This window comes from Streptomyces marianii (assembly GCF_005795905.1).
GTDB lineage: Bacteria > Actinomycetota > Actinomycetes > Streptomycetales > Streptomycetaceae > Streptomyces > Streptomyces marianii.
In genome coordinates this window covers 4402226-4423722 of sequence record NZ_VAWE01000001.1, presented here as the reverse complement: position 1 = coordinate 4423722, position 21497 = coordinate 4402226, and the positions used below count along the sequence as shown (strand labels likewise).

At 72.4% G+C, this 21497-nt stretch carries 18 protein-coding genes, 4 tRNA genes and 1 other RNA gene; 10 read left to right on the top strand and 13 right to left on the bottom strand.

Annotated features, from left to right (window positions below; genetic code table 11):
- Positions 1-3: 3 nt before the first annotated feature.
- A complete protein-coding gene (locus FEF34_RS19920; RefSeq protein ID WP_138054378.1) occupies positions 4-798 on the bottom strand; it encodes a maleylpyruvate isomerase family mycothiol-dependent enzyme in 795 nt (264 codons plus the stop codon).
- 129 nt (positions 799-927) lie between these two features.
- Here FEF34_RS19920 and FEF34_RS19915 point away from each other — a divergent pair, with 129 nt between their 5' ends.
- The gene (locus FEF34_RS19915; protein WP_138054377.1) at positions 928-1332 is read left to right on the top strand and encodes a nuclear transport factor 2 family protein; all 405 of its coding nucleotides are present in this window, start codon (positions 928-930) and stop codon (positions 1330-1332) included.
- Here the strand turns inward: FEF34_RS19915 and FEF34_RS19910 are convergent.
- The 5 genes from FEF34_RS19910 to purS form a co-directional block, all read right to left on the bottom strand.
- Positions 1287-2132: a M23 family metallopeptidase gene (locus FEF34_RS19910; RefSeq protein WP_138054376.1), complete on the bottom strand. Its 846-nt coding sequence runs from the start codon at positions 2130-2132 to the stop codon at positions 1287-1289. The two genes, FEF34_RS19915 and FEF34_RS19910, sit on opposite strands and share 46 nt — an antisense overlap.
- A 15-nt stretch (positions 2133-2147) precedes the next feature.
- A complete protein-coding gene (locus FEF34_RS19905) occupies positions 2148-2648 on the bottom strand; it encodes an ArsR/SmtB family transcription factor (RefSeq protein WP_138054375.1) in 501 nt (166 codons plus the stop codon).
- Between the two features lie 111 nt (positions 2649-2759).
- A complete protein-coding gene (gene purL, locus FEF34_RS19900; protein ID WP_138054374.1) occupies positions 2760-5009 on the bottom strand; it encodes a phosphoribosylformylglycinamidine synthase subunit PurL in 2250 nt (749 codons plus the stop codon).
- 85 nt (positions 5010-5094) lie between these two features.
- On the bottom strand, positions 5095-5775 hold the full coding sequence (gene purQ / locus FEF34_RS19895) for a phosphoribosylformylglycinamidine synthase subunit PurQ (protein WP_138054373.1): 681 nt from the start codon (positions 5773-5775) through the stop codon (positions 5095-5097).
- Positions 5772-6017 carry a phosphoribosylformylglycinamidine synthase subunit PurS gene (purS, locus tag FEF34_RS19890; protein ID WP_017946142.1) on the bottom strand — a complete coding sequence of 82 codons (246 nt, stop codon included), beginning with the start codon at positions 6015-6017 and terminating at the stop codon, positions 5772-5774. The genes purQ and purS overlap by 4 nt, the downstream gene beginning before the upstream one ends.
- A 298-nt stretch (positions 6018-6315) precedes the next feature.
- Between purS and FEF34_RS19885 the strand changes: the two genes are divergently transcribed.
- From FEF34_RS19885 to FEF34_RS19850, 8 genes are all read left to right on the top strand, one after another.
- The gene (locus FEF34_RS19885) at positions 6316-6645 is read left to right on the top strand and encodes a histone-like nucleoid-structuring protein Lsr2 (RefSeq protein ID WP_171053017.1); all 330 of its coding nucleotides are present in this window, start codon (positions 6316-6318) and stop codon (positions 6643-6645) included.
- 136 nt (positions 6646-6781) lie between these two features.
- Positions 6782-6853: transfer RNA gene (locus FEF34_RS19880), tRNA-Gly, on the top strand.
- Between the two features lie 77 nt (positions 6854-6930).
- Positions 6931-7006 (top strand) — tRNA-Gly (locus tag FEF34_RS19875).
- Between the two features lie 153 nt (positions 7007-7159).
- Positions 7160-8092 carry an ABC transporter ATP-binding protein gene (locus tag FEF34_RS19870; RefSeq protein ID WP_138054372.1) on the top strand — a complete coding sequence of 311 codons (933 nt, stop codon included), beginning with the start codon at positions 7160-7162 and terminating at the stop codon, positions 8090-8092.
- Positions 8089-8967: an ABC transporter permease gene (locus tag FEF34_RS19865; protein ID WP_407698287.1), complete on the top strand. Its 879-nt coding sequence runs from the start codon at positions 8089-8091 to the stop codon at positions 8965-8967. The genes FEF34_RS19870 and FEF34_RS19865 overlap by 4 nt, the downstream gene beginning before the upstream one ends.
- Before the next feature lie 17 nt (positions 8968-8984).
- On the top strand, positions 8985-10379 hold the full coding sequence (locus FEF34_RS19860; RefSeq protein ID WP_234042467.1) for a sensor histidine kinase: 1395 nt from the start codon (positions 8985-8987) through the stop codon (positions 10377-10379).
- A gap of 49 nt (positions 10380-10428) precedes the next feature.
- Positions 10429-11046 carry a response regulator transcription factor gene (locus tag FEF34_RS19855; RefSeq protein WP_138054370.1) on the top strand — a complete coding sequence of 206 codons (618 nt, stop codon included), beginning with the start codon at positions 10429-10431 and terminating at the stop codon, positions 11044-11046.
- A 22-nt stretch (positions 11047-11068) separates the two neighbouring features.
- Positions 11069-11144 (top strand) — tRNA-Gly (locus FEF34_RS19850).
- 41 nt (positions 11145-11185) lie between these two features.
- Here the strand turns inward: FEF34_RS19850 and FEF34_RS19845 are convergent.
- The 6 genes from FEF34_RS19845 to ffs all read right to left on the bottom strand — a co-directional run bounded on the left by FEF34_RS19845 (position 11186) and on the right by ffs (position 20017).
- The gene (locus FEF34_RS19845) at positions 11186-12085 is read right to left on the bottom strand and encodes a phosphoribosylaminoimidazolesuccinocarboxamide synthase (protein ID WP_138054369.1); all 900 of its coding nucleotides are present in this window, start codon (positions 12083-12085) and stop codon (positions 11186-11188) included.
- 155 nt (positions 12086-12240) lie between these two features.
- Positions 12241-13728, bottom strand: a complete 1488-nt coding sequence (locus tag FEF34_RS19840; RefSeq protein ID WP_138054368.1) for a N,N-dimethylformamidase beta subunit family domain-containing protein — start codon at positions 13726-13728, stop codon at positions 12241-12243.
- Positions 13729-13893: 165 nt separating this feature from the next.
- A complete protein-coding gene (locus tag FEF34_RS19835) occupies positions 13894-15612 on the bottom strand; it encodes a M48 family metalloprotease (RefSeq protein ID WP_138054367.1) in 1719 nt (572 codons plus the stop codon).
- A gap of 489 nt (positions 15613-16101) precedes the next feature.
- On the bottom strand, positions 16102-17355 hold the full coding sequence (gene purD / locus FEF34_RS19830) for a phosphoribosylamine--glycine ligase (RefSeq protein WP_138054366.1): 1254 nt from the start codon (positions 17353-17355) through the stop codon (positions 16102-16104).
- A gap of 61 nt (positions 17356-17416) precedes the next feature.
- Complete coding sequence (locus FEF34_RS19825; RefSeq protein ID WP_138054365.1) at positions 17417-19723, bottom strand: DNA polymerase III subunit gamma and tau; 2307 nt, start codon at positions 19721-19723, stop codon at positions 17417-17419.
- A gap of 199 nt (positions 19724-19922) precedes the next feature.
- An RNA gene (gene ffs / locus FEF34_RS19820) (signal recognition particle sRNA small type) lies at positions 19923-20017 on the bottom strand.
- Between the two features lie 73 nt (positions 20018-20090).
- Here ffs and FEF34_RS19815 point away from each other — a divergent pair.
- Positions 20091-20178: transfer RNA gene (locus FEF34_RS19815), tRNA-Ser, on the top strand.
- Between the two features lie 79 nt (positions 20179-20257).
- On the opposite strand, the gene FEF34_RS19810 is transcribed toward FEF34_RS19815, so the two are convergent.
- Positions 20258-21496, bottom strand: a complete 1239-nt coding sequence (locus FEF34_RS19810) for a tyrosine-type recombinase/integrase (protein ID WP_138054364.1) — start codon at positions 21494-21496, stop codon at positions 20258-20260.
- Between the last annotated feature and the right edge of the window lies 1 nt (position 21497).

Below are 21497 nucleotides of genomic sequence, written 5' to 3'. Positions count from 1 at the left end.
CAGTCAGGCCGTCACGGGCAGCAGCGCCGAGAGGTCGGAACGCTCACCGCTCGCGCTCACCCTCGCCGCCTCCCACGCCGCCGCCCAGTCCTCGCGTCCCGTGGCGAGCCGGACCCAGGTCAGCGGGTCGGTCTCGACGACGTTCGGGGGCGTGCCGCGGGTGTGCCGGGGCCCCTCGACGCACTGCACCACGGCGTACGGCGGGATCCTCAGCTCCACCGAGCCGCCGGGGGCCTTCACCGCGAGCGCGTCGGCGAGCAGCCGCACACAGGCGGCGAGCGCCTGGCGTTCGTACGGGAGGTCGAGGCCGGTGGCGTCGGCCAGGTCGTCGGTGTGGACGACCAGCGCCACGGCGCGGGTGACGAGGTGGTCGGCGAGCCGCATGGCACCGGACCCGGTCTGGACGAGCCGCTCGCCGGAGACCCCCGCCAGCGCGGACTCGACCTCCCCGGCCGTCCGCCCGTAGAGGGCCGGGAGTTCCTCGGCGGCTGCCGCCGCCACGCGCGTACCCCCGTCGACGGCGCAGGCACACCCGGCGGTCGAGAGAAGCCAGTCCGGGAGGGCCACATCGGCCTTCGCCGGCTCCGGATGGTCGAGGGCCCTGGCGACGGAGCCGAACGACTGCGCGATGTGCGCCGCCAGTTCGCGGACGGTCCAGTCCCCGAGCCGGGTCGGCAGTGCCAACTGCTCGGCCGTCAGGCCCCCCACGGCCCCCCGGACATGTCCGAACTGCGCGAGGACGGCGGTGCGGATCCTGGCGGGGTCGTAACTGCGGGCGCGCTTCCTGGCCGGTGGCATGGGGCCGAGGGTAACGCGCCCCACGGACACCGAACCGCGCCGAGGCCGCTGCCGCTGCCTGGCGACCGGCCCGAGCCCGGCGGACGATGGAGGGGGGCCGCGACGGCGAGGAAAAGGAGTGTGGCGGACATGTCCGAGCACCCGCACAGCGCCCTGGTCCGCCGGGGCTACGAGGCGTTCGGCAGGGGTGACATGGAGACCCTCCGCTCCCTGCTGACGGCGGACTGCGTGCGCCACGTGCCCGGTGGCAGCCGGATCTCGGGGCACTACAAGGGCCAGGACAACGTCCTGGATCTGTACCGGGAGCTCGGCGAGCTCACGGGCGGCACCCTCCGGGTCGAGCTCAGGGGCGCCTACCCCGACGGCCGCGGGCATGTGATGGCCGTCCACACGTACTACGCCGACCGCGGCGACCGCGGGATCGAGATGCCCGGCGGGCTCTGGTTCACGATCGTCGGCGGCAAGATCTCCGACATCGACGAGTGCGTTCAGGACGTCGACGAGGCGGACGCGTTCTGGGGCGCCGCCGGCTGAGCGGTGAACGTCTCCTTGTTGCGCGGTACGCCGACCCCGCGCCAGGTGAACGGGACGCCGTGCGCCGCCTCCAGGTCGGGCCCGTCCATCAGCTGGAAGTGCAGATGCGGCTCGGTGGAGTTGCCCGAGTTCCCGCAGCGGGCGAGGAGCTGCCCCGCAGTCACCTGCTCGCCCTCGCGCACAGCGAGCGAACCCCGCCGGAGATGGGCGTAGACCGCCCAGGTGCCGTCCCCGAGGTCGAGCACGAGGTGGTTGCCGAAGATCCGGTCCGTGCCGCCGAGCATCCTGACCACGCCCTCCGCAAGGAGCCAGAGCAGCGCGGGCAGCGAGTTCCGGCTCATGTGGTCGCGCTGACGGTCGGTGGCGCGGACGACGGTGGCGTCGGCGACCGCGTACAGCGGGGCGTTGAAGGCGGGGAACTCCCGGTTCCGGCGAGTGAGCGGCCACAGCGAGGCGAAACGCGGCCGCGGGTGCTCCTCGCACTCGGCGACGATGTCGATCGCGAAGCTCTGGGCGGCTTCGTGGGTGCCGTGGCTGGGTACCTTGTCGGCCGGGCTGTTCAGCGCGGTCCAGCGCCCGGCGACCGGGGAGGCGGTCTCCACGGGAGCCGCGCCCCGGGCGTCGATGCGGCGCCGGGCGGCCCGTCCCAGGGCGACGCTCAGCGCGATCGCGGCGGCCGCCGGCAGGAAGCGCAGCCAGTCGGGGTACCGCAGATCCAGTAAGCGGGTCAGGACGGCCAGGGCGAAGAAGGCCGCCCACAGCACGCGGACGCCGACCGTCGCCGTCTTCCGTACGGACATATGACCGTTCCTCTTCTAGGGACGTGCCGCGGAGAGTGCCACCAGCAGCGGGACCACGCGGACGCCCGGCACCTCGTACCGGCCGCGGCCCGCGGTGTGCAGCCAGCCCGCGGCGGTCAGCTGGCGCAGATGGTGGTAGATCTGCCCGGTCGTGCCGAGCCCTTCGAGCTCGGCGAGCTCGGCCGCGGTGCGGCGGCCGCCGACGATCTCGCGCAGCAGGCGCAGCCGCACCGGATTGCCCAGGGCCGCGAAGGAGTCGGCCAGGTCCGACCAGTCGCCGGCCAGCAGTTCCTCGGTGAGCGCGCCGATCTGCCACTCGTACCGCTCCCCCGTCGGCTGCCTCACGGCGCCGGTGAACAGCACCCCGCCGGCCTCCGCGCCCGCCCGCGCGAGCCGGCCCCTGAGTCCTTCGAGGGCCCAGAAGTCGCCTTCGGCGGCCACCGGCGCACGGGGCTCCGACCGCTCCAGCGCCGCCATCCGCCGTTCCAGCTCGGCGACCCGCTCCTCCAGACCCATGCCTCACAAAGTACGTAGTTACGTAATTCTTGGCAACCGAGTCCCTCCCCGGACACGACGGAGTCCCCGCCCGGACCAGGCCCGGGCGGGGACTCCGTCGTGTGCGGCGACTCAGGCGAACAGGGCCGGCACGGTCTCCTCGTGTGCGGTGCGCAGCTCGCTCAGCGGGACGGTGAACTCCCCCTGCACCTCCACCGCGTCCCCGTCGACCACGCCGATGCGGCGGGCCGGGAGCCCCCGCGCACCGCACATGTCGGTGAAGCGGAGCTCCTCGCTGCGCGGCACCGCGACGACCGCGCGGCCCGCGGACTCGGAGAAGAGGAACGTGAAGGCGTCGAGACCGTCCGGCACGACCAGCCGGGCGCCCCGCCCGCCGCGCAGGCAGGACTCGGTGACCGCCTGGATCAGACCGCCGTCGCTGAGGTCGTGCGCCGCGTCGATCATCCCGTCGCGGGAACCCGAGATCAGGATCTCGGCGAGCAGCTTCTCCCGTTCCAGGTCCACCTTCGGCGGCAGACCGCCCAGGTGGTCGTGGACCACCTGGGACCAGGCCGAACCGCCGAACTCCTCGCGCGTGTCGCCCAGCAGGTAGAGCAGCTGGCCCTCCTCGGCGAACGCGATGGGCGTACGGCGCGTCACGTCGTCGATCACACCGAGCACGGCCACGACCGGTGTCGGGTGGATCGCCGTCTCGCCCGTCTGGTTGTAGAGCGAGACGTTGCCGCCGGTCACCGGGGTGCCGAGCAGCCGGCAGCCGTCCGCCAGGCCTCGGGTGGCCTCGGCGAACTGCCACATGACGGCCGGGTCCTCGGGCGAACCGAAGTTCAGGCAGTCGGAGATGGCGAGCGGCCTGGCACCCGACGCGGCGACGTTGCGGTACGCCTCGGCCAACGCGAGCTGCGCGCCCGTGTACGGGTCGAGCTTCGCGTAGCGGCCGTTGCCGTCCGTCGCGACCGCCACACCCAGGTTGGTGTCCGGGTCGATGCGGACCATGCCGGCGTCCTCGGGCTGGGCGAGCACGGTGTTGCCCTGCACGAAGCGGTCGTACTGGTCCGTGATCCAGGACTTGGCGGCCTGGTTCGGCGACGCGACCAGCTTCAGGACCTGCTCGCGCAGTTCCTCGGACGAGGCCGGACGGGGCAGCTCGCCCGCGTCGTCCGCCTGGAGCGCGTCCTGCCACTCGGGACGGGCGTACGGGCGGTGGTACGTCGGGCCCTCGTGCGCGACGGTGCCCGGCGGCACGTCCACGATCTGCTCGCCGTGCCAGAAGATCTCCAGCCGCTCGCCTTCCGTCACCTCACCGATCACGGTGGCGATGACGTCCCACTTCTCGCAGATCTCCATGAAACGGTCGACGTGCCGCGGCTCGACGATCGCGCACATCCGCTCCTGCGACTCGCTCATGAGGATCTCCTCGGGCGAGAGGGTCGCGTCGCGCAGCGGCACGGTGTCGAGCTCGACGCGCATACCGCCGGAGCCCGCGGAGGCCAGCTCGGAGGTGGCACAGGAGAGACCGGCGCCACCGAGGTCCTGGATGCCGGCGACCAGCTTCTCCCGGAAGACCTCCAGGGTGCACTCGATGAGGAGCTTCTCCTGGAAAGGGTCGCCGACCTGGACTGCGGGCCGCTTGGCGGGCTTCGTGTCGTCGAAGGTCTCGGAGGCGAGCACGGAGACGCCGCCGATGCCGTCCCCGCCGGTACGGGCGCCGTACAGGATGACCTTGTTGCCCGCGCCGGACGCCTTGGCCAGGTGGATGTCCTCGTGCTTCATGACGCCCACACACAGCGCGTTGACCAGCGGGTTGCCCTGGTAGCAGGAGTCGAAGACGACCTCGCCGCCGATGTTGGGCAAGCCAAGGCAGTTGCCGTAGCCGCCGATGCCCGCCACGACACCGGGCAGCACGCGCTTGGTGTCGGGGTGGTCCGCGGCCCCGAAGCGCAGCGGGTCCATGACCGCCACCGGCCGGGCGCCCATCGCGAGGATGTCCCGGACGATGCCGCCGACACCGGTGGCCGCGCCCTGGTAGGGCTCGATGTAGCTGGGGTGGTTGTGCGACTCGACCTTGAAGGTGACCGCGTAGCCCTGGCCGACGTCGACGACGCCCGCGTTCTCGCCGATGCCGACGAGCAGGGCGTCGTTCTCGGGGGCCTTCTCGCCGAACTGCTTCAGATGGACCTTGCTGCTCTTGTACGAGCAGTGCTCGGACCACATGACGGAGTACATGGCGAGCTCGGCGCCGGTCGGGCGGCGGCCGAGGATCTCGCGGATGCGCGCGTACTCGTCCTCCTTGAGGCCGAGGTCCTTCCAGGGCTGCTCGGTCTCGGGGGTCTCGGTGGCGTGCTTGACGGTGTCGAGGGTCACCCTCGGTCGCTCCTTCGCGTGCGGACGGTGCTGCAGACGCGGGCGGGGCGCTCGGTGACTCCCTCGACTGCTCCGGTGTCGAGTCTCATGCGGCGACCAGCCTCTTGACGATCGAGGTGAAGAACCCGAGGCCGTCCGTGCCGCCGGTGCCGACGAGCGGCTCCACGGCGTGCTCGGGGTGGGGCATCAGCCCGACGACGTTGCCCGCGGCGTTGGTGATGCCGGCGATGTCGCGCAGCGAGCCGTTCGGGTTCAGGTCCAGATAGCGGAACGCGACCCGGCCCTCGGCCTCGAGCTCGTCGAGGACGCGCTCGTCGGCGACGTAGCGGCCGTCCATGTTCTTCAGCGGAACGGAGATCTCCCGGCCCTGCTCGTAGTCGGCGGTCCAGGCCGTCTCCGCGTTCTCCACCCGCAGCTTCTGGTCGCGGCAGATGAAGTGCAGATGGTTGTTCTGGAGCATCGCGCCCGGCAGCAGATGGGCTTCGGTGAGGATCTGGAAGCCGTTGCAGATACCGAGGACCGGCATCCCGGACTTCGCCTGGTCGATGATCGTTTCCATCACCGGTGAGAAGCGGGAGATGGCGCCCGCCCGGAGATAGTCGCCGTAGGAGAAGCCGCCCGCGAGGACGACCGCGTCCACCTGCCTGAGGTCCTTGTCGCGGTGCCACAGCGAAACGGGCTCGGCGCCCGCGAGGCGGACGGCGCGCAGTGCGTCCTGGTCGTCGAGCGTCCCAGGAAATGTGACGACGCCGATACGAGCCGTCACGACTCCACCTTGACGACGAAGTCCTCGATGACGGTGTTCGCGAGGAACGTTTCCGCCATCTCATGGATACGGGCGAGGGCGGCCTCGTCGACCGGCCCGTCGACCTCGAGTTCGAAGCGCTTTCCCTGACGTACGTCCGCGATCCCCTCGAAGCCCAGGCGGGGCAGTGCGCGCTGCACCGCCTGGCCCTGCGGGTCGAGGATCTCCGGCTTGAGCATGACGTCGACTACGACGCGTGCCACTGGCACTCCCGGTGGTGTGGTGCTGAAGGCGGTTCCCTCAGCGTACCCGCCCGAAAAATCTACGCGCATAGATATGCGGAGAACGCCAAGGAAAAATCCGGGGAAAAACCGAGCCGGCCCATTGCGGAGGACACGCGGATGCAATTGGCTGGGCTTCCCAATGCGATGCCGCCCGCTGTACAAAGGAATACAGCGGAAAGCAGCATTGCCCCGCAACAGCCGGAATACCGGATTCGCCCCGTGTCAGCACTGACCTGTACTGACCCGCACGGCGGACCGCAGGAAAGGACCGATATCCGTGGCGCAGCGCGTAGTGGTGACGCTCTTCGACGACATCGACGGCGGAGCAGCGGCGGAAACGGTTTCGTTCGGACTGGACGGGAAGTCGTACGAGATCGACCTCAATCCCGCCAATGCAGAGAAACTTCGCACCGCCCTCGCGCCCTACATGGCGGCGGGACGCAAGGCGGCCCGGCACGCCGGTCGGACGCGCAGGGAGTACCGGCGCACCGACCTCGCCCCCGCCCCGGCCGCGGTCCGGGCCTGGGCGCAGTCCAACAAGATGGACGTGCCGGCGCGCGGCCGGATCCCCAAGCGCGTGTACGAGGCCTTCCGGGAGGCGAGCTGAACACCCGCCCGCACGGCGGGAGAAGACACCCCGGACCGGCACCGGCGAGAACCGAGTTGCGCCGCACCCCCGCAGGTGGGCTAGAGTCTGGATCACGCCGAGGGGCGAGGCCGGAGGGCCGGACCTCACGGAGCGTGCGGGTGTAGTTCAGTAGTAGAACAGCCCTCTTCCAGAGGGAAGGCGCAGTGTGCAATTCCTGTCACCCGCTCCGCATCACGTACCGACCACCTCGGTGGATCAGGTAGAGTGGTGGACGCACCGCCAGTGAGAGCTGAGCGGGAGCATGCGGACGTGGCTCAGTTGGTAGAGCATCACCTTGCCAAGGTGAGGGTCGCGAGTTCGAATCTCGTCGTCCGCTCCAGTAAGAAGGCCCCGGTCATCTCGACCGGGGCCTTCGTCGTATCCCCCTCCGCCTCTTTCCTTCCCCGTGCCGCCCACCGGTTCTGACATTTGTCATGCGCGCCGATGACAGGGCGCACTGCCGACGGCCGGGGTCCGGCGGAACGCTGGATCCATGAACAGCGATGGGCACGTGATCGAGGCAGCCGGACTGCGCCGCGGTTACCGCGGTGGGTTCGAGGCCGTGAGCGGAATCACCTTCTCAGTGGGGCGCGGCGAACTGTTCGCGCTGCTCGGGACGAACGGCGCCGGCAAGACCTCCACGGTCGAACTGCTGGAGGGACTCGCCCTCCCGAGCGCCGGCACCGTGCACGTCCTCGGCCGCGATCCGTACCGCGAACGGGCCGCCGTACGGCCCCGGATCGGGGTCATGCTCCAGGAGGGTGGATTCCCCTCCGACCTGACGGCCGCCGAGACGGTGCGGATGTGGGCCGGCTGCACCAGCCATGCCCGCCCCGCGGGGGAGGCGCTGGAGCTCGTGGGTCTCGGGCGGCGGTCCGGCGTCCGGGTCAAGCAACTGTCCGGCGGCGAACGGCGCAGGCTCGACCTCGCGCTGGCCCTGCTCGGCCGGCCCGAGGTCCTCTTCCTCGACGAGCCGACGACCGGCCTCGACGCCGAAGGGCGCCGCGACACCTGGCAGTTGGTGCGGGAACTGCGGGACGCCGGCACGACCGTGGTGCTGACCACGCACTACCTGGAGGAGGCGGAAAGCCTGGCCGACCGGCTGGCGATCATGCACGCCGGGCGGATCGTCGCCACCGGCACCCCGGACGAGGTGACCGCCTCGCGGCCGTCGCGCATCCGCTTCGTCCTGCCGCGGGAGGTGCCCGCCTCCCGGCTGCCGCTCACACTGCGGGCCGCCGCGGACGGGCAGCGGGTCGAGATCCGCACCCGTGAACTGCAGCGCTCGCTCGGCGAACTGCTGCGCTGGGCGGACGAGTCCGGCGTACGACTCGACCGCCTCGACGCCCGCTCCGCCTCGCTCGAGGAGGCGTTCCTGGAGATCGCCCGGCCGGGCACGGACACGGAACTGGCAGGTGCCCTGTGAACACGAACACCACGCACACGAACACCACGCATGCGGACACCGCACCGACCAAGACGGCGGGCCAGAGCAGGGCGAGTCGGGGGACGAGGGCCCCGGGCGGGTCCGGAGCCGGGACCACGGCCGCCGGACGGCTGGGCGCCCTGGGCCGGGCCGAGCTGATACTCCTCGTGAGGAACCGGACCGCCCTGTTCGTCGCACTGCTCATGCCCGTCGCGATGGTGGGCGCCCTGCGCGGGACGCTCGGCGGGATGGATCTCGCGGGAGCCGGCCTGAGCATCGCGGAAGCCCTCATGACCGGGGGAGTCGGCATGGTGCTGATCCTGGTCGTGTACCTCAATCTCACCTCGGCCTTCGTCGCCCGGCGCGAGGAGCTGGTGCTCAAGCGGCTGCGGACCGGCGAGGTGTCCGACACGGAGATCCTGGCCGGGACGGCGCTGCCCGCGGCCGCGCTCGCACTTGCGCAGAGCGTCCTGGTGGTCGCCGCCGGGGTCGTGCTCCTCGGCGCGGACGCCCCCCGGCGGCCCGAACTCCTCGTCGTCGGAGCGCTGCTGGGCACCGTCGTGATGACGGCCCTGGCCGCCGCGACCTCCGCGATCACCCGGACCGTGGAGAGTGCGCAGATCACCACCCTTCCGCTGTTCATGGTCTCGGCGGGCGGCTCCGGGCTGTTCATCCCGCTCGACGTGCTGCCGGACCGGGTCGCCTCGGTGTGCGAACTGCTGCCGATGACCGGAGTGATGCGCCTGGTGGAGGCCGGCGTCGGCGGCGGTGCGGACGCGGCACAGCTCACCGGGGCGGCGCTCAACGCGCTGGCCTGGACCGCGATCTCGGTGTTTGCTGTGCGACGGTGGTTCCGCTGGGAGCCGCGGCGCTGAGGACGGGAAGATCGGGGGTGTCCCGGGTGCGGGTACGGGACTGGAGCGGGCGCAGCGGGCTCGCCAAGGTGGACCTCTACACACGCGGCACCGTGTACCTCCTCGTCTGGGTGGCGCTGCTCGCGCTGACGCTGCTCATGCTGACCCGGCCCGTCCGCACCGGCGCACACCCCGTGGCGGCCGTCGGCGCCCCGCTGCTCGCGGTGGCGAACGGCGTGGTCTCCACCCTGCTGGCGCGTCAGGCGATGGACGCCTATCTGGGACAGGGGCCGGTCCCCCGGAGGCTGGTGGGCCGGGCCGCGTTCATGACGGCCCTGGCGACCGGCACGGTGCTGTGGCTGGCGGCGACGGTCGGGATGAAGGGGATGCTGCCCATGGCGCTGTCGACCGCCCTCGTCCCGTTCGCGACGGCGCACTGCCTGATCGTGCGGCGACGCACCACGGTACTGATCCACGGGGGCGTGCTGGCCCTGCTGGGCGTGCTGGTGCCGCTGACCGGCCGGGGCGCCGCGGAGTCCCTGGTCACCCTCGGGACCGTAGCCTTCACCATCGGCTGGCTCGCCTTCACCGCCCGGGTCTCGATGTGGGTCCTCGGGGTGATGTGGGAGCTGCGCGAGGCCCGCGACGTGCAGGCGCGACTCGCGGTCGCGGAGGAGCGGCTGCGGTTCGGCCGGGACCTGCACGACGTACTGGGCCGCAGTCTCGCGGTGATCGCGCTGAAGAGCGAACTCGCCGTACAGCTCGCGCAACGCGGCGGCGAGCACCGGGCGCTGGAGCAGATGACCGAAGTGCAGCGCATCGCCCGGGAGTCCCAGCGCGAGGTCCGGGACGTCGTACGCGGCTACCGGGGCGCGGATCTGCGGACCGAACTGGACGGGGCCCGAGGGGTGTTGGGTGCCGCGGGAATCAGCTGCACGATCGGATCGCCGGAGGACGGGCGGACGGCCGACGACCTTCCGGTGGAGATCCAGTCCGCGCTCGCCTGGGTCGTCCGCGAGGCCACGACGAACGTACTGCGCCACGGGGACGCCGCGCAGTGCGCCATCGGGCTCACGACGACGTTCGGCGCCGCGGTCCTGACCGTGGAGAACGACGGTGTCCGGGCTCCGGCCGCCCCCGGCGCCCCCGGGACCGGTCTCACCGGGCTGCGGGAGCGTCTGGCCGCACTGGGCGGCACGCTGACCGCGGGCCCCGCCCCGGGCGCCCGCTTCCGCCTCACCGCACGGGTGCCGGTCCCAGCGGGGGGCACGCCCGACGTGCCGAGGCAGGAGCCGCCCGCACCGCCCGGCGGGACGGACGAACCCGCGGAGGCCGGAGGCGCGGCGGACGAACCCGCCACGGGCGGGAGCACGACGGACGAACGCGCGCCTGGCGGGGAACCCGGCGGAACGGAACGGGGCGCCGTGGTGTGACGTACGGGACAAGCGGAACGGAGAGCGAGAACGCGAGGAGGGACTGGGCGTGACGCAGGATCGCGTACGGGTGCTGCTGGCCGACGACGAGCATCTGATCCGTGGCGCGCTCGCCGCGCTGCTCGCGCTCGAGGACGATCTGCTCGTCGTCGCGGAGGCCGCATCCGGTACGGAGGCGCTGGCGATGGCCCGCTCGCACCGGCCGGACGTGGCCGTCCTGGATCTCCGGATGCCCGGCGGCGACGGTGTGAAGGTCGCCACATCACTGACGGCCGAGTTGCCCGGCTGCCGGACGATGATCGTGACCAGTCACGGCCGTCCCGGCCATCTCAAGCGAGCGCTCGCCGCCGGGGTGCGCGGCTTCGTGCCCAAGACGGTCAGCGCCCGGCGCCTCGCCGAGATCATCCGTACGGTGCACGAGGGAAACCGTTACGTCGACCCCGAGTTGGCCGCCGACGCCATCTCCGCCGGGGACTCCCCGCTCACCGCGCGCGAGGCGGAGGTGCTGGAACTCGCCGAGGACGGGGCACCGGTCGCGGAGATCGCCGAGCGGGCCTCGCTGTCACCGGGCACGGTCCGCAACTACCTCTCGGCGGCGGCGGCGAAACTGGGTGCGGAGAACCGGCACACCGCAGTGCGCCTCGCACGCGAGCGAGGTTGGGTATAGTGGGCTCCGCGCCACGGCGCATGCGGACGTAGCTCAGTTGGTAGAGCGCAACCTTGCCAAGGTTGAGGTCGCGAGTTCGAGCCTCGTCGTCCGCTCCAGTCGAGAAGCCCCCGGCCCTGAGGCCGGGGGCTTCTTCGCGTCACGACCAGGCGACACCGGTCAGCAGCTCATACGCCTCCAGGTACCGGGCGCGGGTCGCCGCCACGACTTCCTGCGGAAGGGCCGGCGGGGGCTGCTCGCTCCTGCGGTCCCAGCCGGAGGCCGGCGAGGTCAGCCAGTCGCGCACGTACTGCTTGTCGTACGACGGCTGGGCGCGGCCCGGCCGCCACTGGTCGGCGGGCCAGAAGCGCGAGGAGTCCGGGGTCAGCACCTCGTCCGCGATGACCAGCCGCTCGCCGTCGAAGCCGAACTCGAACTTGGTGTCGGCGAGGATGATGCCGCGCTCACGGGCGATGTCCCGGGCGCGGGCATAGACGTCGAGCGTCGTCCGGCGCAGCAGCGCGGCCGTCTCCGCACCGACCTGGCGGGCGACCTCCTCGAACGGCACGTTCTCGTCGTGGTCGCCGACGGCGGCCTTGGTGGCGGGGGTGAAGATCGGGGCGGGCAGCTCGGAACCGTCCACGAGCCCCTCGGGCAGGGCCAGCCCGCAGACCGTACGGCTCTCGTCGTACTCGGCGAGGCCGGAGCCGGTGAGGTAGCCGCGGGCGACGCACTCGACCGGGACCATGTCGAGGGCTTTGCAGATGAGCGTGCGACCGGCCCAGTCGGCTGGGGCGCCGGCCGGGAGGTCGGTGGAGATCACATGGTTGGGGACGAGGTCCGACAGACGGTCGAACCACCAGAGGGAGAGCCGGGTGAGCACCCGCCCCTTGTCCGGGATCTCGGTGGGCAGCACCCAGTCGTACGCGGAGATGCGGTCGCTCGCCACCATCACGAGGTCCCCGGCCTCGTTCTCGTAGAGATCGCGCACCTTGCCCGTGTGGAGGTGGGTGAGGCCCGTGACCTGAATCGGCTCGGGCTTTTCTACGAATCCGGACACGGTTCCTCCGCGTAGGTTGATCCAGGAGCGCTTCCGATTCTCTCGCACCCGGGGACCGCGGGGGCCGGAGGGTCCGTGCGTCCGTCCCCTCCGTGGGGGACTCCCCTTCCCGGGCCCGCTCCGGAGGGACTCGGCCCGGGGCACGGCCGGGGGACTCAGTCGCGTTTGCAGATCCGGTCGAGGAGGTTGGCGGTGGCGCGCTGGATCCGCTCGTCCACATGGCCCGGCCGGTCGAGCGCCGGCGACCAGGCGAAGGTGCCGGAGGCGAAGACGAGCGCGCCGGACGGGGCCCGGTAGAGCGAGGTCTCCTGATGACGGGTGGCGCCGTCACCGTCGGTGTACGGGGAGTGGGCCAGCAGGATCCTGCCCTCGTGGTCGGGCAGCGGGGTCCGGGGGAAGTAGCGGTCGGCCTCCCCCGCGACCAGCCCGGGGATCTCGTCGCCGTCCCCGGCGCCCGTCGCCTCCCACAGCCAGTGGTCGGCGTTGCGCACCACCATCGGGTGGGGCTCGGGCACCCGGCCCGCGTACTGGATGCCGAGCAGCTGCTGCTCGGCGCGGTCGATCTCGCGCCAGAGGGCGGAGCGGCCGGGGCCGCGTCGCTTGCGGCAGGTCAGCAGCCGGTCGGCGACGCCGGACGGGGACGGGCCGAGCTCCACCCGCCAGTACAGGGTGTTGGCCGACAGGAACACGAGGGACGTGCCCTGCTCGCGGGCCAGTTCGGCGTTCCGGCGCATGGGCGCCGACCAGTACTCGTCGTGGCCGGGGAAGACCAGGCCGCGGTAGCGGCCCGGGTCGACCCGCCCGGCGTGCAGATCACGGGTGTCGGCGTACGCGAGGTCGTAGCCGTACCGCTCGGCCCAGCGGATGAAGTCGTACGCATGCCCGACGTGCAGCGGCAGGCCCGCCCCGGCGTAGGGGCGGTCGAAGGAGACCGTGGTCGCGGCGTCGTTCTCCCCGAGTAGCCGGCCGTGGTCGTCCCAGGCGTGATAGAGGCTGGCGCCGGTCCGCCCGTCCTCCGGGTAGAGGTTGTACGCCTGCCACGTGATGTCGGGCATGAACAGCAGCAGATCGGCGGGGCGGCTGTCGCGGACCGTGAAGGGGATGTGCGAGCGGTAGCCGTCCTCGGTGGTGAGGACGGCTACATGGGCCCCGACGGACCAGAACGACGGCACCTGCAGCCGCCAGGAGAGCCACCAGTGGTGGCAGGAGACCGTGCGGTCGGCGGCGAGCGGCGGCGGCTGGACGATCCCGGCGAGACGGGGGCTGGTGATGATCTTGGAGGCTCCGTCGCCGCCGTAGTGGCCGATGCGGTACACGTCGACCGAGAACCGCTGGGGCGGGTCGACCGTCACGTGGAAGTCGATCGCCTCACCGGGGGCGACCGCGCCGTTGGACGCGAAGCCCTTGATCTGGCGGTGCACGTCGTCGGCGGTGCGCAGACCGCGTGAGCGCCCGCCGCGGCCGACCGCCGCGTCCGGGTCCGCGTACCAGGGCACGACCTGACCGGTGTCGTCGAGGTAGTACTCGCTGCCGCGCAGCCAGGGCAGCGGCCCCTGGCCGAACGGATCCGTGACGGCATGGGCGAGGGCACCCGATTCCCAGCGCCGGATCGGCTCCGCCCTACGAATCTCCTCCGCCCCCATCGTGCGCCCCTCCCTCGTCCCCCGAGACCGGTGCCGGCGCGCTGACCGTCAGCGCCGATCCCAGCACATCACATAACGCACGCACTCCGTCACCGTTCGTCGTGAATTGACGTGAACGGAACGCAACATTCCCGCCGAGGGTGGCGGAAACCGACCGGGCTTCCCTCACACCAGCCGGACCGGCTTCTCGACCCGGACGCCTGCCGTCGCCAGCCAGGAACGCAGCGGCTCCGGGTCCCCGTCCTCGACCAGGCTGAGCACCCGGGTACCCACGTCCGCACGGCGCTCACCGTTGATGAGCAGGGCCGGTCCGTCCAGCCAGTCCATGCCGGGAGCGGCGCCGGCGGTGTCCACGGCCGCGCAGCACACCATGGCCGTCACATGGTCGGCGAGCAGCTCCCGTGCGGTGCGCGGCGGCTGGAGGGGGACGAGGGGCAGCGGGTCGTTGCCCCAGGGGTCCGGGGCGTCGCCCGTGCGGTCCGCGGCCCCCGGTGGTGTGGCCGAACGCTCGCGCGCGGCCTCCTCACGGGCCACGTCGGCGCTGATCCCGGCGGCGAGCGCGGCGCCGGGCCCCTCGGTGTCCGGCGCCCCGGGCACGGGCGGGACCTGGGCCGGGCCGTCGGCCGGCGGCGGCTCGGAGCGGCCGGCGAGGTGCTCCATGACGCGGGCCAGCGTGGGGCCCGCGGGAACACCCGCGGACGGCCGCACGCCCATCGCGTCGAGGACCCGGTGCAGCCGGGCGGCCTCCGTGCGCCACTTCCGGTCGACGACCTCTTCCGGGTACTGCTGCCAGTCCACCGGCGACCAGTCCGGCCCGATCTCGGCGGGCCCGCCGTGGAACAGCCGAGCGGCCAGTAGCGACGCGGCCTCGTCCACCGCCCCCGGCTCCTCCAGCAGATCGCAGGCCGGACGCTCCCCGAGCCGGGAGGCGAAGCCCTCCGCCAGCCGGTCGCGGCGGGAGAGCTCGGTGAGCGCCGAGACCACTCCCGCGTCGAGGCGGCTCGGCCACCGACCCATCCGCCAGGCGGGCAGCGCCACGCGGGTCAGCAGGCGGTCCCATCCCGCGTACGCGAGGCCGACCTGCTCCTGGGCCACGATCCTCAGCCCGTAGTCCACCGCCTGCGCACGCTCGGAGGCGGCTGCGGCGACTCCGCGCTCCATCTCCGTTGCATGACCGCGGCAACCGCGCAGCAGCACCCGGGCGACCCGGCCCACGGCACCGCACGCGAGCCTTCGCACCGGCCCGAGGCCTGGACGGGCCGCGAGCCCGGCCGCGGCGTCCAGGCCGCGCACGAAGCGGCGCGCAGCCGCTATGTCGGGATGCGCCGAGGGGCCCGTGCCGGCGACGACCGGCGCGAGCACCGCGCGCAGCTCGGCGACCCGCATCCACCACAGGAACGGGGAGCCGATGACCAGGACGGGTGCGTCGCCCCGGGGCGCGTCCCGGGACGCGCGGCGAGGGCCGTGCGCCCGGTGCGTGCGGTCCTCCAGCCAGCTGTCGCAGTCCGGGGTGAGGGCTATGGCCGACGGGGCGGGCACGTCCATCCGTTCGGCCAGGTCCTCGACCAGCCGGTACAGATCGGGGGCCGCGGCCGGGGCCAGCGGCACCGTCGGACTGACGGCGGGCCTGGCGCGGGCTATGACGGCGGCGACCACGGCGGCGGCCAGCAGCACGAGGACGGCGGCGCAGGTGACCACCCAGCGCGCGAGGTCCCAGTGGGCGCCGCCGATCCGGCCGGTGACCCCGCCGACGAACAGCACGACGGCGACGGCGGCGGGCAGCAGCACCAGGGCCAGCGCCCTGCTGCGCACCCGCAGCACGGCGAGGGCACGGGAACGCGCGGTCAGCGCGCCCGCCTCCTCACCGACGACGGTTCCGGACACGGCCGGACTCACCCCCTCTGCCCTGCGGCGGTGTTGCTCACTCCCCCACTGTGGCACCCGTCACAGACATCGCAATGTCGGTGGGCCAAGTGCCGGAACGCTTGCGCCGCACCCTAGTTGGGCCTTTCCCGGCCGTCATCCGGATGGGGCAGCGGTCACTCGATGGAATGCCTTTGGGCAAAGCTGCTGACATTGTGACCGGGGCCTCGCAGACCCTCGGACCTCGCCGAACGGGCGGGCCGCAGCCGTACGCGGGCCAGGGCGCCGTCCTCTGGGGGACGGCCGCGCGGCGGTCAGACGAACAGGCCGGAGGGGGCGGTGGGCCGGACGGGTCTCCGAACCCGCCACGAGCGGGCCCGGGTGCCCCGCCCCGAGGCTCTGGGGGAGCGGGCAGGGGAACCCGCTCACCGGACCGGGGAGCGGCTGCCGCCCCCGCCCGTCCGTGGGTGGTGGAGCCCGGTGGGCGGGGGCGGTGGAGCCCGGTGGGCGTCAGGGGTGGGACGCTGCCTTCTCGGCGATGTCCCTGCGGTGGTGCGAACCGTCCAGGTGGATGCGCTCCACCGCGGCGTACGCGCGCTCGCGGGCCTCGGTCAGGTCCTCGCCGGTCGCGGTCACCGACAGCACCCGGCCGCCCGCGCTGACGATCGCCTCGCCCTCCCGCCTGGTCCCGGCGTGCAGGACGTAGGCGTGCGGCGCGTCCTGCACGGCGATCTCGTCAAGGCCGCCGATCGGGTCGCCGGTGCGGGGCTTGGCCGGATAGTTGTGGGAGGCGATGACGACGGTCACGGCGGAGTCGCCGCGCCAGGTCAGCGGCGCCTCGTCGGCGAGAGTGCCGCGGGCCGCGTGCAGGAGGACACCCGCGAGCGGGGTCTTGAGCCTGGCGAGCACCACCTGGGTCTCGGGGTCGCCGAAACGGGCGTTGAACTCGATCACGCGCACGCCGCGGCCGGTGATCGCGAGACCTGCGTACAGCAGGCCCGCGAACGGTGTGCCACGGCGGCGGAGCTCGTCCACGGTGGGCTGGAGCACGGTCTCCACGACCTCGTCGACCAGCTTCGGATCGGCCCACGGAAGTGGCGAGTACGCGCCCATGCCACCCGTGTTCGGCCCCTCGTCGCCGTCCAGCGCACGCTTGAAGTCCTGCGCCGGCTGAAGCGGAAGCACCGTCTCGCCGTCGGTGATGGCGAAGAGCGAGACCTCGGGTCCGTCGAGGTACTCCTCGATGACCACGCGGCCGCAGGCCAGCGCGTGCTCCCGGGCCTGCTCCAGATCGGCGGTCACGACGACGCCCTTGCCAGCGGCGAGCCCGTCGTCCTTGACGACGTACGGCGCGCCGAAGGCGTCCAGGGCCTCGTCGACCTCCTCCGGGGTGGTGCAGACGTAGCTGCGCGCCGTGGGGACGTTCGCCGCGGCCATCACTTCCTTGGCGAAGGCCTTGGAGCCCTCGAGCCGGGCCGCCTCACGGGAGGGGCCGAAGCAGGGGATGCCCGCGGCCCGTACGGCGTCGGCGACACCGGCCACGAGCGGCGCCTCGGGGCCGACGACGACCAGATCGGCCTCGAGCCTCCCGGCAAGTGCGGCCACGGCGTCGCCATCGAGGGCGTCCACCGTGTGCAGCTCGGCGACGTCCGCGATTCCGGCGTTGCCGGGCGCGCAGTGCAGAGCGGATACGTCGGGGTCGAGGGAGAGAGCGCGGCACAGGGCATGTTCGCGGGCGCCGCCGCCGATGACGAGGACCTTCACGGCAGCCAGGGTAGCCCGCTCGCCACCGGTGATCTTGTGCGGGCCGCCGAAGCGGCACCGCCTACTCGTTTGTGTATTCCTCCACAACGGTGGCACCGAGCTCCCTCACGATCAGGTCGTGACCGGACAGGGCCGAGTCCACGAGATCCGGATCGTCCTCTTCCGGGATATCGTCCTCGAGCGCGACGGGCTGCCGCGGCGGGGCCTGCAGAGCCGCGGCCCCTGCCGGCTCCGCAGCGGACGGGCCCGGCTGCGGAGCCGGACCGCCTCCCCCACCCGGTGACGGTGAGGAAGGCGCCGCCGGCTGCTGGGGCGCCCGCGGTGCCTGCGAAGGCTGCGGTGAGGGCGAGGCGGGCGGGGACTGGGCGGGCCGACCGCCGTATCCCCCGTAGCCGCCGGACGATCCGCCAGGGCCGGACGGGGGCTGACCCGTACCGCCCGACGGGTCGATGATCGCCTCGATCTTCCACTGGACGTTGAACTGCTCGGCGAGCGCCTGCCGCAGCACGTCCTCACTGCCGCTGCTCGCGAAGTTGTCACGTGCTCCGGCGTTGATGAAACCGAGCTGGAGGGTGGTGCCGTCGAAGCCGGCCACCTGGGCGTTCTGGCTGAGAAGGATCCAGGTGAAGCGGCGGCGGTTCTTCACCGCCTCCAGGATGCCCGGCCACATGTTGCGCACCTGGGCGGCTCCCTGGGCCGCGGCGGGCGCGACCGGTGGCGGCTGGGCGGGAGCGGCGGGAGCCTGTGCGGGGGCGGGGGCCGCGGGGACCGCCGGAGGGCGGGCGCCCTGGCCGGGCGCCGTGGCCGAAGGCCAGGCGCCCGGACGTGCGGCGGCACCACCACCGGATCCGGGTGCCGCGGCACCCGGCCACGCGCCGGGGCGCGGTGCGGTGGACTCCTCGGCGGGAGCCGGGGACGGGTCCGTCCGGGACTGCGGGACCGCGGACCCGGCGGGTTCCTCCTCGACGGACTGCCGGGGGGCCTGCGCCGGCCCGGGCTCCAGGGTTTCAGGCCGGGCGGGCTGGGCCGGCTCGGGCGGGGCGGGGCGCGGCGGGGCCGCTTGCGGCTGGGCCTGGTCGGGTGCCGCTCCCCCGCCCCGTACCGCCGCACGCGCGGCGGCGGGCCCACCACCCGGAACCATCGGCGCATGCGCCTCCGGCCCCGGTACGTATCCCATCGCCGGCCCGGAACCCTGCGCCGTGAACGCGGCGGCACCGCGCTCCAGCCGGTCGAGCCTGGCCTGCAGGGACCGCTCGTCGTCGAAGGCGGCGGGCAGCAGCACCCGGGCGCAGATCAACTCCAGCTGCAGCCGGGGCGAGGTGGCACCCCGCATCTCCGTCAGCCCTGTGTTGACCAGGTCGGCGGCCCGGCTGAGCTCGGCTGCCCCGAACACCTGGGCCTGCGCCTGCATGCGCTCGACCACGTCCGCGGGCCCGTCGATGAGCCCCTTCTCGGCCGCGTCCGGCACCGCGGCGAGGATCACCAGGTCCCGCAGCCGCTCCAGCAGATCCGCGACGAAACGGCGCGGGTCGTTGCCGCCCTCGATCACCCGGTCGACGACCTCGAACGCCGCGGCACCGTCGCCCGACGCGAAGGCGTCCACGACCAAGTCCAGCAATGATCCGTCGGTGTAGCCCAGGAGGGCCGTCGCCATGGCGTACGTCACACCGTCGTCCGCGGCGCCGGCCAGCAGCTGGTCCATGACCGACATCGAGTCGCGGACCGAACCCGCCCCGGCCCGGACGACCAGGGGGAGGACCCCGTCCTCGACGGGGATCCGCTCCCTGCCGCACACCTCTCCCAGATACTCCCTGAGGGTCCCGGGCGGCACGAGGCGGAACGGATAGTGGTGCGTGCGCGACCGGATCGTCCCGATGACCTTCTCGGGTTCGGTCGTCGCGAAGATGAACTTGAGGTGCTCCGGCGGCTCCTCGACCACCTTCAGCAGGGCGTTGAAGCCCGCCGAGGTGACCATGTGGGCCTCGTCGATGATGTAGATCTTGTAACGGCTGGACGCGGGCCCGAAGAACGCCTTCTCCCGCAGCTCGCGGGCGTCGTCCACACCGCCGTGCGACGCGGCGTCGATCTCGATGACGTCGATCGACCCGGGCCCGTTGCGCGCGAGGTCCCGGCAGGACTGGCACTCGCCGCAGGGGGTGGGAGTGGGACCCTGCTCACAGTTCAGACACCGCGCGAGGATGCGGGCACTGGTCGTCTTTCCACATCCGCGCGGCCCGCTGAACAGGTACGCGTGATTGACCCGGTTGTTCCGCAGCGCCTGCTGCAGCGGGTCGGTGACATGCTCCTGCCCGATGACCTCGGCGAAGGACTCGGGTCGGTAGCGGCGGTACAGCGCAAGGGACGACACGCATACGAGGTTATCGGGGCGCACCGACAATCACGGCGGCCACCGGGGATCGGGCGTCCGGGGCAGCGGGCAGCAGGCGCGGCCGGGCCCGGAGGATCCGCGACCGCGCCGCCGGACCGGAGCCCGGACGACGGACCGGATCCGGACTGAGGACCGGGCCGGGATCCGGACGTCGCGCCCGACGGCGACAACCGCAAACGCAAGGGCCCCCCACGCACCCGCCAGAGCCGACCTACCCTTGCTGCCTTCCGGCCCTGGGGGAGTTCAGTCAGATAGCGCCACGTGAGGGGCTGCGCACAGAGTACCCGATGGTGGGGGCGGGGAACGAGTTCGCGAGCACTCCTCCGCGTCATGTAATGTTTCCGGCGGAGGATTCGCCTAGAGGCCTAGGGCGCACGCTTGGAAAGCGTGTTGGGGGCAACCCCTCACGAGTTCGAATCTCGTATCCTCCGCCAGTGCCTCACCGGGCACGATGTCGAAGGGCCCCACCGTTCGCGGTGGGGCCCTTCGACGTTGTCCGTCTCAGTTTCCGTCTCAGTTGGTCTTCGGCGGCTCCCAGAGCGCATCGCCGACTTGCTGGGCGACCTTCCGCAGCATCGTTCCGGTGACGTGCATGTACCGAGCGCGCACACGTTCCGCTCCCCCGGGTTCCCAGCCCATGATCGCGTCGACCACGACGTCCGGGACACCGAGGATCAGAAGGACGGTCGCGGCGGTGTGGCGAGCGTCACGGAGACGACCGTCTCGCACGCCCGCGTCCCGCAGCAGTCGCTTCCAGACGTGGAAGTCGGTGTTCAGGCTGAGCGGCCCGCCGGTCGGCGAGGCGAAGACGTATCCCTTGTCCTCCCAGTCGATGCCGGCGGCGATCCTCTCCCGCTCCTGCTCCTCCCGGTGCTGGCGCAGGAACTTGATCAAAGGACCAGGGAGGTCGACCGTGCGGCGCCCGGCTCGGGACTTGGTGAACTTGTGCTCGCGACGGATCTGCTCCCGCTTAGGGCAGTAACCCGCCTTCCGGCCGCAGGGATCGTCTCCGCAGCCATGGGCGTACTTCGGCCGGAGCCGGTTCTTGCGGATGCGGACGTATCCCGCGTCGAGGTCGAGGTCCTCCCAGTGGAGCCCGAGCGCTTCGCCCTGGCGCAGCCCGAGCGCCAAGGCGACGACCCAGCGCGCGCTGTTGCGGAGGTTGGCCGCTTTGACGAGGAGACTCTGAACCTCCTCGATCGTGTACGGCTCGATGTCCGCCTCTTCGAGCCGGGGCGCCTTGGCGATCTCGGCCGCGTTGGTGGGGACGTGCCCGCGCCGTACCGCCTCGCCGAGGGCGACCCGGACCGTGCGGTGGACGTGGTGGGCGGTGCCGGCGGAGCTGCCGGAGTCCTGCATATTCCGGTAGAAGCGCTCCAGGTGTTCCGGCTCCAGGCGAGCGAGCTTGTGGGCGCCGAGGCCGGGCACCAGGTGGACGCGTACGTCCACCTCGTAGCCGTCGTACGTGTTCTCCGACACGTACGGCTTGGCGATGTTCTCGACCCAGTGCTCAAGCCACGCTTGCACAGTCCAGCTCTGCCCCGGCTTCCTGAGCTTCTTCTCGTCGCGCGCCCGCTCCATCTCGCGGACGGCCTTGGTCACCTCGGCTTTGGTCTTTCGCTCGATGTGGCGGCGGTCCGGCTTGCCGTCGTCGCGGACACCGACCGTCACCCGCCCGTGCCACTTCCCGTCCTTGCCAAGGTAGATGGACGAAGCCCCGTTGGGCTGTCGCGTGCGCTTCTTCTCCGTCATA